The organism is Okeania sp. SIO1H4 (genome assembly GCF_010672695.1).
GTDB lineage: Bacteria > Cyanobacteriota > Cyanobacteriia > Cyanobacteriales > Microcoleaceae > Okeania > Okeania hirsuta.
In genome coordinates this window covers 37,608-50,545 of sequence record NZ_JAAHGB010000053.1, presented here as the reverse complement: position 1 = coordinate 50,545, position 12,938 = coordinate 37,608, and the positions used below count along the sequence as shown (strand labels likewise).

The window sequence follows — 12,938 nt, the reverse complement described above, 5'->3', positions numbered from 1 at the left end:
GAGTTAGAAGAAATTCTGTTTGAGCGTTGTCAAGTTCTTTTAACACAGCAATTTGCAATCAAGGCTATAACCCAGTACCATTGGTGGCCGAAAATTCAGGTTTAATTACTCCGATGCTACCGGATTTGATATAATCTATTTTGACTGACTGTTCAGTAGTGGGCTTAATTTTGTAGCAATGAGTAATTATCATAATTTTATACTACTCTTTAGTGCTACATTTGAACAGCAATCGAAACCTGTTTAATTTGCAGCTCGGCAATTCCCCTCCTGTTAAATCGCAGATTATAACGGGAGACCCCTTGCCGAATCAAGTTGGAAATAAACATTTTTAGCTTTTATGTCACTAAGGATTTATCTTTGCCATCATAACCTTAGTTTCCTTGGAACTTCCTTATATCTAAAAGTTGCTGTAATTTTTCATCACTAAAATCATTAATAACAATACTCGCTCCTACTTCTAATAAAGATTCAGGTTCATGGGTAGAAGCAACTCCTACTGTGTAAATTCCTGCTCCGACTGCTGACTTAATTCCAGAACGAGAATCTTCAAAAACAATTGCCTCTTCCGGGGAAATTTCCAATTTTTCTAAACATAATTTATAAGGTGCAGGATCTGGTTTTGCGACAGTCATTACTCCACCTAATATTACTAATGGAAAAGTATCTGTTAGCTGCAAAACATCTAACATAAATTCAGCATTTTCTGGAGGTGCATTTGTCACGACCGCTTTCTGAAGTTTTTGTTTTTTTACCCATGCAATAAATTCTAATAATCCTGTCATTGGTTCTAAGTTTGTAGCCATTTCTCGAAATTTAGCTTCTTTATAATCTGCTAGTTCTTCTACTTCTGTAGTTGATAGGTGTGGTAGTAATTTTTTCAGAATTGTGGGATTAGTTCCACCACTAATTTTTTCCTTATAAGAGTTATGGTCAATTACTATTCCGTAATTATTTAAAATTTCTTTCCATACCTGGAAATGCAAGGGGTCTGTATTAACTATGGTGCCATCTAGGTCAAACAAAATTGCTTTTAGCATCTCTTATATAGATAGTGTTTACTTTATGAGGTCTGAACTGAAAATTGAATTTCTCAGAGAAAATCTAGATCGAAGGTTCGTGCAATGAGGGGCAATTAAAGCTTAAAAGTATTGATTTATATGAATTTTAGCCCTCTTACTGAACGGTTATTTAACAAAATGATACTATCATTGTATCAACTTAATTCTAATATCTGAATAAAATAAGGTATGAAATGGATAGAATTGAAGAAGGAGACAGGAGACAACCCACCTCCAACCCCTCCCAGGAGGGGAAGACAGGAGACAGGAGGAAAATTACATGGGGATTCTAACCCCAAGTAATTTTGAACACCCCCGTTGACGGTGGGGTATTAAACCCACAAAGAAAATGATAAATCTTATGTAGAAACCGGAATCTCTAATTTAGACTCTGAACTTTATGGTGGCTTTTTCTATGATAAATTAACTTCTATTAAAGGAAGAGTTGCTGTGGAGAAAACAACCTTTATAGTGTAACTGATAATCAGTAAATAAAAAGGAAAAAAAAGCAGCAAAATTTACAATCTGTGACGTTTAAGTAAGCGATCGCGTACTCTTTGGGGGTCAAATTTCGCCTCATTTTTTCGACGTACTTCTTGTGCTATTTTTTGTCGTTCCTGTAAATACTTTTCTACTTCTTCTTGATGCCTTAAATAATAGACAATCACTGCATAAACATCTGCTAAATTTAATGATGGATATGCCAAACAAATTTCTTCTGCTGTTGCTCCTTGTTGAAAAACATAAACAACTGTATCTAGGGTAACTCGTGTTCCGGCAACTAGGACTACACCATCCGTATTTATTGTTAAAGGAATAGGTTCTGCTGCAATTGAAATTGTCATAATATTTTTGTTACTAATAAGGAAGAAGCAAGAAGTAAGAAGTAAGAAGCAAGAAGTAAGAAGCAAGAAGAATTCATTAATGAATAATGAACAATGAATAATGGATAATGAAAACAATCTCTAATATCATGTCCGGTAGCATCGTTTGTGTATAAAATAAAGGTAAAAATGGCAGAAAAGCTTCTGCCTTCTGCCTTCTGCCTTCTGCCTTCCTTCCTCCAAAATGTAACTATTCAACCGGACATGATATAATTAGGGCTTGCTGATTAAATATCAAAGCATTGAAAGATAAAGGTTTTAGCATTTTTTGGTCTAAAAAAGTGCCAACTTTTCAGCGGAAAAAGCTCAAAAAGGAACGTATTTTAGCCGCATAGTTGGGCAGAAAAATCTTGGGACAATTCTTACTCCTACCTCCTTTAAATTCCCATTTCTCCTGTCTCCTGTCTCCTGTCTCCTGTCTCCTACCCCAACAAAAAGACTTTCCATACGCAAACCCTAATTATCAATTATCAATTATCCATTATCCATTGGTAATACCATGCATGAAAAAACAACTTTACAAACAGTAAGTCTGGTTAAAAGACTTTCTAAAAAATGGTATTAAAGCCATTCCCATACGACTCCTGAGGACTGACTCCTGACTCCTAAAATCCTACTTAATACTTCCGCTCCTGTGGTTCAAACATAGTAACTGCCACAGGTCGATAACTAATATCAATTCCTGCTAACGAATAATATGCCAAAGTATGCCGTAAAAACTGCTCGTCATTTCGTTGCAGAAAATCTTCCCGACTGTGAGCGCCACGACTTTCCTGACGACTCAACGCCGAACTTAAAATTGTCTCCCCCACCACAATAATACTCCGCAACTCCAATGCTTCAATAATCTCCGTATTCCACAACTTACCTTTATCATCCAAATAAACTTCCTGATATTGCTCCTGCAACTGTTTCAACTTTTCCAACCCTTCTTGCATCACATTCTGAGAACGAAATACACCGCAATGCTCAGTCATCGTATCCTGAAACTGCTGCCGTAAAAAATCAATACGATATTCTCCCGAACGGTCTAACAACCCTTGAATTTGTTCTCGTGCCTCCTGAATATAAGGTTCTTCCTCAATATCCGGTAATTTGCGACCTTCCACAAACTCAGCGATCGCTGCCCCAGTCCGTCGCCCATAAACCACACATTCCAACAAAGAATTACTGCCCAAACGATTCGCCCCATGTACCGAAACACAAGCACATTCCCCCGCAGCAAATAACCCATCCACCAAACTATCAGCACTCGCCCAAACTCTACCATCAGTATTAGTAGGAATGCCACCCATAGAATAATGAGCAGTCGGACGAACTGGCATCGGTTTGTTCACCGCATCAATACCTAAAAGACGATGTGCTTCTTCCCAAGCAAACGGTACTCGACTCATAATTTTTTCCCGTCCCATGTGCCGTAGATCGAGATAAATAAACGGACCACCCGCAGTACCATCCATATTAATTCCGCGACCAGCACTAATTTCCAAAGTAATAGCACGGGAAGTAATATCGCGGGGTGCCAACTCCATGCGACTAGGAGCATAATTTGCCATAAAGCGATCGCCATCACTATTAATCAGATAAGCACCCTCACCGCGCACCGCTTCCGAAATCAAAACTCCTGCTGGATATAAACCTGTAGGATGAAACTGTACAAACTCCATATCTTGCAGAGGAAGGCCAACCATTGCTGCCATTGCCAAACCGTCGCCAGTAGAAGCATAATCATTGGAAGTGGTATTAAATACTCGACCATAACCACCAGTGGCAAACATTACTGCCTTTGCTCGCAGCACAACAATTTCACCATCCAGAATATGGTACATAACCACGCCCTTTGCCTGACCATCTTCGAGTATCAAGCGCATTACATACCATTCCTGATAAATATGCACCCCATAACGACGGAGGTTATTTACCAATTCATGTAAAATAGCGTGACCAGTTTTATCCGCAGCGTAACAAGTGCGGTTGTGGGAATGACCGCCGAAAGCACGTTGAGCAATGCGACCATCTGGCAACCGAGAAAATAATACCCCTAAATGTTCGAGGTCGATAATTACATCTGGCGCTTCTTTTGCCAAAATTTCTACTGCATCCTGGTCAGCTAGATAGTCCGAACCTTTTACAGTATCAAAAGCATGAGCTTTCCAACTATCTTCTGGATCTACATTTTGGAGGGAAGCCGCTATTCCACCTTGAGCTGCTACCGAGTGGGAACGAATGGGGTGAGTTTTGGCAACAACTGCTACATTTAAGCTAGGATTTTTGCGAGCTATTTCTACAGCAGCGCGACTGCCTGCTAGTCCGCCACCTACTATTATTACGTCGTGTTCTAACATTAAGTAAATCTCTAATAGTTTTATGCTTTTATTATTTTATACCAAATAGACATCTCCAGAAAAAAGGGAGTAGGGAGTAGGGAGTAGGGAGTAGGGGGAAATAATTTATATATCTAGTTCCATAATTGATTTTATTTTTAATTTATTATTAGAGATGTCTAATTTAAAAAAAGGTATTTATATCATTTTCTGACAGGTCATTTCATTTATCAGTTATCAGTACTTTTTTCTGAGATAAAAAACCTACCTGTGTCATTAAGCAGGCAGGTTTTTAACTTTTTAAGTGCCTCGAATTAAATGAGGACTCTAGCTTTCGGTGTTGCTAAATTCAAAGTCAGTAAGCATTTCTTGCAGAATGCGCTCGTATTCAGCTTTTTAATGAATGAACCAAGTATTTGCTTAACTTCTACTACATTTTTGAACAAAGAATTGAAGCACAAGAACAACAAGCTTAAATTGTCCACTAAAAGTAATAAAGCTGATAACGCAGTTCTGACCATAGGACACTAGCTGATAGTTGACCGCTGACCGCTGAATGCTTATTACAAAACATTTAACCTAGAGAAGTTGCTGCTTGCTGACCAGACATTGACGTTTGAGACTCTTCTTCTTCGTTAGGTTCTACTGAAAGTACTTCAATATGATTTAATAGGGTAGTTACAAAAGCAAAAAGTAGGAAGGGTAGAGACAAAACCACGATTAAAGCAATAGCTCCTAGAGCATAGACTTGGCTACTGCTAGTCCAAAGGGCAACTCCTCCAGCTATGCTTAAGAATACTACTATTAACCAAACAATAATTTGGCCATAAATGTCACCGAAAGTGAGCGTGCATCGGATACTATATTTTTGCAAATTATTCATCATTTTTACCTCGTTGCATTACCTCAAATTAATAAGTTAGACGTATTGTCAAACCATAGTAATTTATAGGTTAGACTAACTGTCAAACTAGAGTAAAATTTATTACGATCAAAATCGTAATTGTTACAACACTTTACAGTTTTTAACTGTAAAATAATATAGTTGTTACAAAAGTAACAATTAAATCTTTTTTATCTTTTTTTTATCTACATTAGACATCTCTGAAAAAGAATAGACTTTTTGCAAAAGTAGACAACAGCTTATCTGGGAATCAGGAAGAAAATTTATAAAAAAAGACACAAAAAATGATCTAGATGTGTAATTTTCGGAGATTTCTATTTTTCTCTTTCAAGCTATCCTTAATTTCTGGCAGAAGCATTACAAGTTAATGTGTAATACTAGATCCGGTTTAAAAGAGATATTTATTGTGAAGATAAAGCAGAAGACAGAGGGCAGAAGGGTTAGAATGATTTGGATAAATTAGCTTTTTATAACTGGATTTGGTATGATTTGATACTGAAAAATTTTATCTATAATAATCAATAGTTAATATCTAAATTTTACATAAAAAATGCAATCAAAAATTGAAATTATAGAACAAAGTTTTGATAAAATTAAACTTTATACTAATGAATTTGCAGCCAGTTTCTACGAAAACTTATTTGCAGAATATCCAGAGACAAAACCACTGTTTGCTAATACTGACATACAACAGCAACAAAAAAAATTGCTGGATGCTCTGATACTGGTAGTCGAAAATTTGCGTCATCCAGAGATACTAAAAGAAGTCGTGCAAGCATTAGGCAGTCGCCACATTAATTATGGCGTGCTACGACAACATTATCCCCTCGTAGTTAAAGCACTACTAAAAACATTAAAGCAGTATCTTGGGGAATATTGGACTCCAGAAGTAAAAGCAGCTTGGATATATGCTGATGGTGGAATGGCAAAATTGATGTTGCAAGGTGCAAACTATCCATCGGAGACAGAGCGATCGCCCACTACGAACACTACAGAAACCGAAACCAAGACCCAGGAAAACCCCGAAATCAAGAACACCGCAACCGAAGTTCAAGCTATAGCAACCCAACCTCCACCCCCACAGTCAACCCCTACTTCACCAATAGAACTCATTGAAACCAGCTTTGAAAAAATCAAACCCCGTGGAGCAGAATTTGTCGCCAGTTTCTATGAAAATCTATTTGCAGCATACCCAGAGGCAAAACCACTATTTGCTAATACTGATATACAACAGCAAGAAAAAAAGTTGCTTAATTCCTTAGTGTTAGTAGTAGAAAGTCTGCGCCACCCAGAAGTTTTAGCACAAGTATTGCGCGCTCTCGGTGCCCGTCATATTAATTATGGAACTCTTCCGCAACATTATCCTCTAGTTGGGGAAGCATTGTTGAAGACTTTAGAACAGTATCTTCAGCAAGATTGGAATTCGGAAGTCAAGAATGCGTGGGTATTTGCTTACGAACAAATTGTGCAATTGATGTTTGAGGGTGCAGGGTATTCTCCAGAAACTTCAAACACAGAAGTTGAAACTACCTCGCCACCAAAAATAAAAATAATTTATAGAAAGCACCATTAACAAAATCATCTTCTAAATTACAGGTAGAAGTTATTGAAACGAGCTTTGAAAAAATTAAACCCCGTAGCGCAGAATTTGCTGCCAGTTTCTATGAAAACCTATTTGCAGCATATCCAGAAGCAAAACCACTATTTGCTAATACCGATATGGAAAATCAACAAAAAAAGTTGCTTAATTCTATAGTCTTAGTAGTAGAAAGTCTGCGCCACCCAGAAGCTTTAGCAAAAGTATTACGCGACCTCGGTGCTCGTCACGTTAATTATGGCACTCTCAAACAACATTACCCTTTAGTGGGAAAAACTATACTGAAAACTTTAAAACAGTATCTCCAGGAAGACTGGAATCCCGAAGTTAAGACAGCTTGGGTATATGCACTCGGTCAGATTACTAGATTCATGTTTGAAGGAGCAGGTTATATAAAAACACCAACACCACTTCCCAAACAAGTAGAATAAACAACGACACAACCCACTTCTGAACAAGAAAAAAAATCTCTGTCTACTCCAAAAACTAGACAAAAAATAACAACTAAAACTAAGCAAAAAAAAGAACAGTCAGATCAAGAATATTCTGCTGAAAAAGCAACAGCAAAACTCAAAAAAATACTTACACAAATTATTAATATTTTCTGGAAATTGCCAAAAATATATGTAGTAATTATCGCCGTCATTATTGCAGTTATAGTTGTTAATTTAGTAGGTGAAGATTCTATTTTTGCTAAAACATTAGATTCTAAAGCATTGATAAATAAAGGTTTTATATAGAATCCGGTTATACAGTAATTGCAAAATTACTTTCTCTTAATACAGATGTTCTACTGAATACAAATTTAAAAATTCATGCTATTTCAATCTTTTCTTTCTCCTGACTCCTGACTCCTGACTCCTGACTCCTAGAGCGATACGATAACTAATTACCCGGATTCTATATTAGCTGTTTGAAGTTGAAAAAAAGTGCCTGGTATCACGTCTAAAACGCTCAAAAAGTTAGTATTTTAGGCTCATAAGTTGGGCAGAAAAATCCCAAATTGACAATTCTTACTTCTACCTCCTCGCTCCCGATCCATTTCTCCCCTCCTGGGAGGGGTTAGGGGTGGGTTGTCTCCTGTCTCCTGTCTCCAGTATAGCTGTCTCCTACCCCTACTAAAAGACTAGTGAAGCGCAAACCCTAATTAATTTTCCAATTCCGTCATCATAGTTTCCACTTTTTCTTTACCTTCAGAATTATTCTGTTTCTCAAACAATTTTAATGCCCTTTCAAAAGACTTTCTGGCTTCTCGAACGCGCTCTCGACGGTGAAGAGCTAACCCCATTTTATAATGAGCATCTGCACGATCGGGATTTTTCTTAATTACTTGCCGAAACATAATTATTGCTTGTAAATAATCCTGGCTTTCTAAAAGTATCTCTGCTGCCGCAAACTTAGCCTCCACTAGATCGGGATTAGCATAAGCAGCTCTTTGATAAAATTTCAAAGCAGCTTGAGGATTATTTTGCGCTTTATAAATTTCCGCAATTTGAAACTGAATCTCTCCATTTCGAGGTCCTAGACGAGAAGCTACTTCTAGAGTAGCTAAACCACCATTAATATCTCCAGTAGATAATAAAGCAGTTCCTAACTTGATTTGCACTCCTGGATCTCTCGGTGATAATCTAACAGCTTCTCGAAGTGCTTCTAATGCTTCAGGAAAACGTTCCTGTTTCAGTAATGTTAAACCCATTGAGGCATAAGCTTCAGCATTATTAGAATTAGATTGAATTGCTACTTGATATGCAATGATCGCCTCATTGTATTTCTCTAGACGAAACAATGCAGCACCTAATCCTAAATGAGCATTAACATTATTGCGGTCAAGTAAAGAAGCACGGCGATAAGCTTCAACTGCGGCCTGATAGTTTTCTAACTTAGCCATACTATATCCCAAACCATATTGAAAATCTGCTTTATGAGGCTCAATAGCGATCGCCTGTTGATAAAACTGACTTGCAGCTTGAAAATTTCCTTGGAGTGCTTCTAAATAGGCAATACCAGAATATATTTGTGCATTTTTTGGGTCTAAACGTGCTGCCTGTTGATATATTGTGATAGCTTTTTGGTATTTACCTGCATCCGCTAGCGCTCTTCCCTGGCGTAGTAGTTTGTCTAAGTTAGAACTCACGGATTGATTTTGAGCCAATAATTTGACCCCACAGCCAGGATAAATGTAGGTCTTTATGCCAGATGTTTTTTGACAAGCAACCCCATAGGCAACAGAAGGAATAGTGGCTGTTATTATGGCCACTACTAAACTACTAAATATTGATACTGTTTTTTTGTACACGGCCAGTCTGAAATATTAAATGTTCATAGAAATTATTAATCATATCACCGCTTTGAAAAACTTAAGACAGGGAAATATTTTTCCTACTATTACCTCTGTTGGTGCGCTACCAGGTGCGTCTGTCGCGCCCCGCGGGGTCGCACCGCTGTTCCCTGTGGCCTATTCCCTGGCATAAAAAAGAAAATAAACCCATCTCCTGTCCCCCCACTATCGAAACTTATTGACATAAACTTTGACCTTTCTTAGAAAATATTCACGAAATTAAACTTGTAGAAGGCTATGTTTTCCATTAATATGAGTGTTACTCCGGCAGAGTGGACTGTGTTGCCAGTTTCTACCTCATCCTGCGCATTATAGAATTTCAATCTGTTCATCAAATCAAACCTCTTGCTGACAAACTCTTCCCACTGGTAGCTTATTGTAGGGCAATGAATCGTCAATATGGCCTCAGACTCAACAACGCTTTGTCGATTATCACTACTCCTCAAGAGGCGATACGGCTGATGCCATGCTCTGCGAAAACTTGGTTTGAACCTAATGAAGTGATGAAATATTGGCACCAGTGGCCTATTTTTGGCAATTACAGAATGTAGTATAACTTGCTAATTTTGTAGGCTTTGTTAAGCTGGGTTTAAGGGTATAACTACTTCGGAAGAAAAATCTATTAATCCTCCTGCCTAATCAAGGATAAAACAGTGTATTTATTCTATGTGGTTTTTACCGGGATTTATTTCTCAACCCACTGAAAACTTACCTAGAAAATTGTCTGGAATAGCTACACAAAAGCTCTTAGTAAACAAGCTGTTCCATATCTCTTTTTTGTGCTGAACTATTAGTCTATTTCTAGACATCAATTAAATTAAACCATGCTTAATTTTTTGCTTGTGATTTACCTAGTAACTTTACTAAATAAGGACAATGAACATGAATCACCAACTCAGTCTAGTGCTTCAAAATGACAAAAATATTCAAAAATTAGGTTGTATTAGCGCTGTACATAATCCTAAAGATACTAATCATTTGGAACGCCGACAACAACAACGTGCTATTAGTTTATCGATGATGAAAGTTGCCATAATTTATGGTAATAGACAATTTAGTTATGGGGCAGTCACTTATACTTTGACTGATAAGAATTTATGCAGAACTCCTTATAAAAGGTTTATAGATGTGCTGCGAGGATTGCGAGTTGTTTGTGTTCATGGATTTCCAGAACCTAAAATTATGACTGCTTATTGGCATAATAAAACGAAGCGAAAAGTTCATAGATAGATGTTGATATATTGCTAATTTATGAGCTTAAAAAGTTTACATTCATTCAGCAAACTTACCTTACTCAACCCAACTCACTACTATTTTATGTAGGCTAAAATGTTGGGTGAGAAAATTATTTATAGCAGAAGGAAGAAGGAAGAAGGAAGAAGGAAAAATATTACGTTATTTACTCCTTATTATATCAAATCAGGTTAATTGCACATAGAATCCGCTTATATAATATCTGTTTATAATTCTATTATTACTTCAATACTAGACATCTCCGCAAAAGAGGGAGTAGGGATATTGCATGCAACGTCCGTACAGGGAAATAATTGATAAATAAGAGTATGATAATTGATTTGATTTTTTATTATTGGAGATGTCTATTTAATCTCCCATTTTCCCCTCCTGGGAGGGGGAGGGGCGAAGGGTGGGTCTCCTACTCTCAACTATATAATAAGTGTTCAACCGGATTTGATATTACTTCTTCGTTCTGTCATATAGCAATGTGCGCTGGCATATTTACAAATTACAGGAACTGTCTAATAGCTAAAAGTCTTATATTATTGGCAATTATTCCCCCTATTCCCTGTTGCCTGCGCGTAGCGCTATACTATTCAAACTTCACAAATATTTCTACGGTTTCATTTGGAGTTAAACCTGTATATTGAGCGCGGATAGTAGTATTTGATTTAATAGTAAAAAAATTTGTAATACTCCCCAAAGAAAGTAAATCCCCTTTTTTTAATTGTTTACCTTCTGCTTGTAAAGAATTTTTAATCCAGAGAACAACATTTAGTGGATTACCTAATAAAGAACTGCTATTTCCTGATACTAATACTTTACCAGTTTCATCTAAAATTTCTAGGTTTAGATTCTTTAAACGATTTTCCCATTCATCAGTATCTGTTAAAGGAATAGGATTACCTAAAACTCCAGCTCTTGCCCCAACATTAATAGCTAAAAGAGTAGGTGCATCTAATTTTACATCTTGACTATAAACCAAATCTGGTAATTCAATAAATGGTATTACTGCATCAAGATATTTCAAAGTTTCTCTAGGAGTTTTAGCATTATTAATTTCTGCACTTCCAACTCTAACAATTAAATCACCTTCGCCTATTGGACGACTGCCAAATTTAGCTGGAATAACAGCACCACTTTCGAGGAACATTTTTTCGAGTAAAGCACCTCGCAAAGGCTGAGAAACATTAAAACGTTGTTGAGCATTTGGATTAGTTAATCCTGCTTTGTAGCCAACTATTTCACCTAAATTTTTACTAATTTCTGTTATAAATTGCTTTTGAATTTGTTTTGCTTGAGGAATAGTTAAGGTTGTTGCAGTGTCAACAGGAGTTTTTGTCAGGTAATTTTCTACAAGATTTTTTACTAGCTGAGAATCACTATTTTGAGTAACTATAGATGTAGAATTTTTATCCGATACTTCTGTTTCCGATGATGTTTTTGATGTTTCAAAAGTGCAGGCTGAAAGTAAGGAGATTAAGAGTAAAATAAGATATTTAGATATGTGCATAATTTTTAGTTTTTAATAAGGTTTTGTCAGTCTTTACTCCCATTGAGAACAATCAGGAAGATTTTCAGGGTCGGAATCTTTATCTTGTTCAATTTCCTTTATTCTCTCTTGTTTAGCTTGCTTATCTTCAGGAATCCATTGAAATTCAAATCTTCTAGTGTCTATTAATTTTTCAGATATTGTGTCGATATTGTCTTCAAATAGTGTGTCTATATTGTTTTCTTGTATTGTACTCTTTACATAAGTTGCTTCTTTCCAATTGCAGGCTAATTTTATTTGTGCATTACGGAGGTTTTTGGCATTAAAAAGGTAAGCTCCACGGAGGTTAGCTCCATCAAGGTTAGCTGAATCGAAGTCAGCTTCACTAAGGTTAACTCCACCAAGGTTAGCTTTAGTGAACTTAATTCCAATCATGTTAGCTCCATTGAGGTTAGCTCCATTGAGGTAAGCTTCATTGAGCTCAGCTCCAATGAAGAAAACTTTACTGAGGTTAGCTAAAACCAGGTTAGCTTTAGTCAGTTTAACCCTACTGAGTGTAGCTTCACTGAGGTCAGCTTGAAATAGTCTAGCTCCACTGAGGTTAGCGTCATGGAGATTAGTTTTATTAAGTTTTAGACCAGATAAAGAAAATCCTTCATTATTTAATCGTTCTACTGCAGCTGTCACAACCCCAGATTTATCGCTTTGACCTTCATTAATAATACTCCAGCTAGAAAAATGTCTTTGTTCTTTTCGTTCTTCACGCCCCGTGAACCAGCTCACTAAACTAACAATAAGAGTAATATTGGCAAGCAAACCAACAACATTTAAAATTGCGAAATTTGTTAACAAATAGTCTATATCTTCTACAAATTTCTCAATAGCAGTTGTTTCCCACCAATCTGCAAAACGTCTGATTGGTCTGGTTTGTTTTTCAGGAGTTTCTTTTTCAGGAGATTGAACGTCTTGAGGAGAAGAAATATATTGTTGTTTCGGATTTTCTATTCCTTCCTCTTCAATATTTATTTTTTCTGGGAAAACTACATTTTCGTACAATAAAGAAGTAGTAAATTCAAAATTAATGCTTTCTAATTTAAGCGAA

Annotated in this window: 13 protein-coding genes; 4 read left to right on the top strand and 9 right to left on the bottom strand. The window is 36.7% G+C overall.

From position 1 onward, the window contains the following. Positions 1-64: 64 nt before the first annotated feature. From F6K06_RS25255 to F6K06_RS25230, 6 genes are all read right to left on the bottom strand, one after another. Complete coding sequence (locus F6K06_RS25255; protein ID WP_287308891.1) at positions 65-193, bottom strand: hypothetical protein; 129 nt, start codon at positions 191-193, stop codon at positions 65-67. Between the two features lie 181 nt (positions 194-374). After that, positions 375-1,040, bottom strand: a complete 666-nt coding sequence (locus F6K06_RS25250; protein ID WP_124145968.1) for an HAD family phosphatase — start codon at positions 1,038-1,040, stop codon at positions 375-377. A 539-nt stretch (positions 1,041-1,579) separates the two neighbouring features. Continuing rightward, positions 1,580-1,906: a DUF433 domain-containing protein gene (locus tag F6K06_RS25245; protein WP_124145967.1), complete on the bottom strand. Its 327-nt coding sequence runs from the start codon at positions 1,904-1,906 to the stop codon at positions 1,580-1,582. A gap of 345 nt (positions 1,907-2,251) precedes the next feature. Next, positions 2,252-2,392: a hypothetical protein gene (locus F6K06_RS25240; RefSeq protein ID WP_161564616.1), complete on the bottom strand. Its 141-nt coding sequence runs from the start codon at positions 2,390-2,392 to the stop codon at positions 2,252-2,254. 170 nt (positions 2,393-2,562) lie between these two features. Continuing rightward, positions 2,563-4,290 (bottom strand): succinate dehydrogenase/fumarate reductase flavoprotein subunit, encoded by a 1,728-nt coding sequence (locus F6K06_RS25235; protein ID WP_124154492.1) that lies wholly within the window; start codon positions 4,288-4,290, stop codon positions 2,563-2,565. A gap of 553 nt (positions 4,291-4,843) precedes the next feature. After that, complete coding sequence (locus F6K06_RS25230) at positions 4,844-5,152, bottom strand: hypothetical protein (RefSeq protein ID WP_124145987.1); 309 nt, start codon at positions 5,150-5,152, stop codon at positions 4,844-4,846. Between the two features lie 571 nt (positions 5,153-5,723). On the opposite strand from F6K06_RS25230, the gene F6K06_RS25225 reads away from it, so the two are divergent. After that, positions 5,724-6,746 carry a globin family protein gene (locus F6K06_RS25225; RefSeq protein WP_124145965.1) on the top strand — a complete coding sequence of 341 codons (1,023 nt, stop codon included), beginning with the start codon at positions 5,724-5,726 and terminating at the stop codon, positions 6,744-6,746. A 32-nt stretch (positions 6,747-6,778) separates the two neighbouring features. Further along, positions 6,779-7,201 (top strand): globin family protein, encoded by a 423-nt coding sequence (locus F6K06_RS25220; protein ID WP_124145964.1) that lies wholly within the window; start codon positions 6,779-6,781, stop codon positions 7,199-7,201. A gap of 716 nt (positions 7,202-7,917) precedes the next feature. Here the strand turns inward: F6K06_RS25220 and F6K06_RS25215 are convergent. Then, entirely contained in the window at positions 7,918-9,066 is a 1,149-nt protein-coding gene (locus F6K06_RS25215; protein WP_124145963.1) for a tetratricopeptide repeat protein, read from the bottom strand. Between the two features lie 314 nt (positions 9,067-9,380). Here F6K06_RS25215 and F6K06_RS25210 point away from each other — a divergent pair, with 314 nt between their 5' ends. After that, on the top strand, positions 9,381-9,659 hold the full coding sequence (locus tag F6K06_RS25210) for a hypothetical protein (RefSeq protein ID WP_124145962.1): 279 nt from the start codon (positions 9,381-9,383) through the stop codon (positions 9,657-9,659). A gap of 331 nt (positions 9,660-9,990) precedes the next feature. Continuing rightward, a complete protein-coding gene (locus F6K06_RS25205; protein WP_240039067.1) occupies positions 9,991-10,338 on the top strand; it encodes a DUF4258 domain-containing protein in 348 nt (115 codons plus the stop codon). Positions 10,339-10,936: 598 nt separating this feature from the next. Here F6K06_RS25205 and F6K06_RS25200 read toward each other — a convergent pair. Next, positions 10,937-11,857: a 2-keto-4-pentenoate hydratase gene (locus F6K06_RS25200; protein WP_240039066.1), complete on the bottom strand. Its 921-nt coding sequence runs from the start codon at positions 11,855-11,857 to the stop codon at positions 10,937-10,939. Positions 11,858-11,890: 33 nt separating this feature from the next. Next, positions 11,891-12,892: a pentapeptide repeat-containing protein gene (locus tag F6K06_RS34260; RefSeq protein WP_339379482.1), complete on the bottom strand. Its 1,002-nt coding sequence runs from the start codon at positions 12,890-12,892 to the stop codon at positions 11,891-11,893. Positions 12,893-12,938 lie beyond the last annotated feature (46 nt).

Bases quoted from the DNA above. Each gene is read 5' to 3' on its own strand.
- F6K06_RS25230 (WP_124145987.1), bottom strand. From the start codon at position 5,152: ATGAATAATTTGCAAAAATATAGTATCCGATGCACGCTCACTTTCGGT.
- F6K06_RS25225 (WP_124145965.1), top strand. From the start codon at position 5,724: ATGCAATCAAAAATTGAAATTATAGAACAAAGTTTTGATAAAATTAAA.
- F6K06_RS25205 (WP_240039067.1), top strand. From the start codon at position 9,991: ATGAATCACCAACTCAGTCTAGTGCTTCAAAATGACAAAAATATTCAA.
- F6K06_RS25235 (WP_124154492.1), bottom strand. From the start codon at position 4,290: ATGTTAGAACACGACGTAATAATAGTAGGTGGCGGACTAGCAGGCAGT.
- F6K06_RS25250 (WP_124145968.1), bottom strand. From the start codon at position 1,040: ATGCTAAAAGCAATTTTGTTTGACCTAGATGGCACCATAGTTAATACA.
- F6K06_RS25200 (WP_240039066.1), bottom strand. From the start codon at position 11,857: ATGCACATATCTAAATATCTTATTTTACTCTTAATCTCCTTACTTTCA.
- F6K06_RS25255 (WP_287308891.1), bottom strand. From the start codon at position 193: ATGATAATTACTCATTGCTACAAAATTAAGCCCACTACTGAACAGTCA.
- F6K06_RS25240 (WP_161564616.1), bottom strand. From the start codon at position 2,392: ATGGAAAGTCTTTTTGTTGGGGTAGGAGACAGGAGACAGGAGACAGGA.
- F6K06_RS25245 (WP_124145967.1), bottom strand. From the start codon at position 1,906: ATGACAATTTCAATTGCAGCAGAACCTATTCCTTTAACAATAAATACG.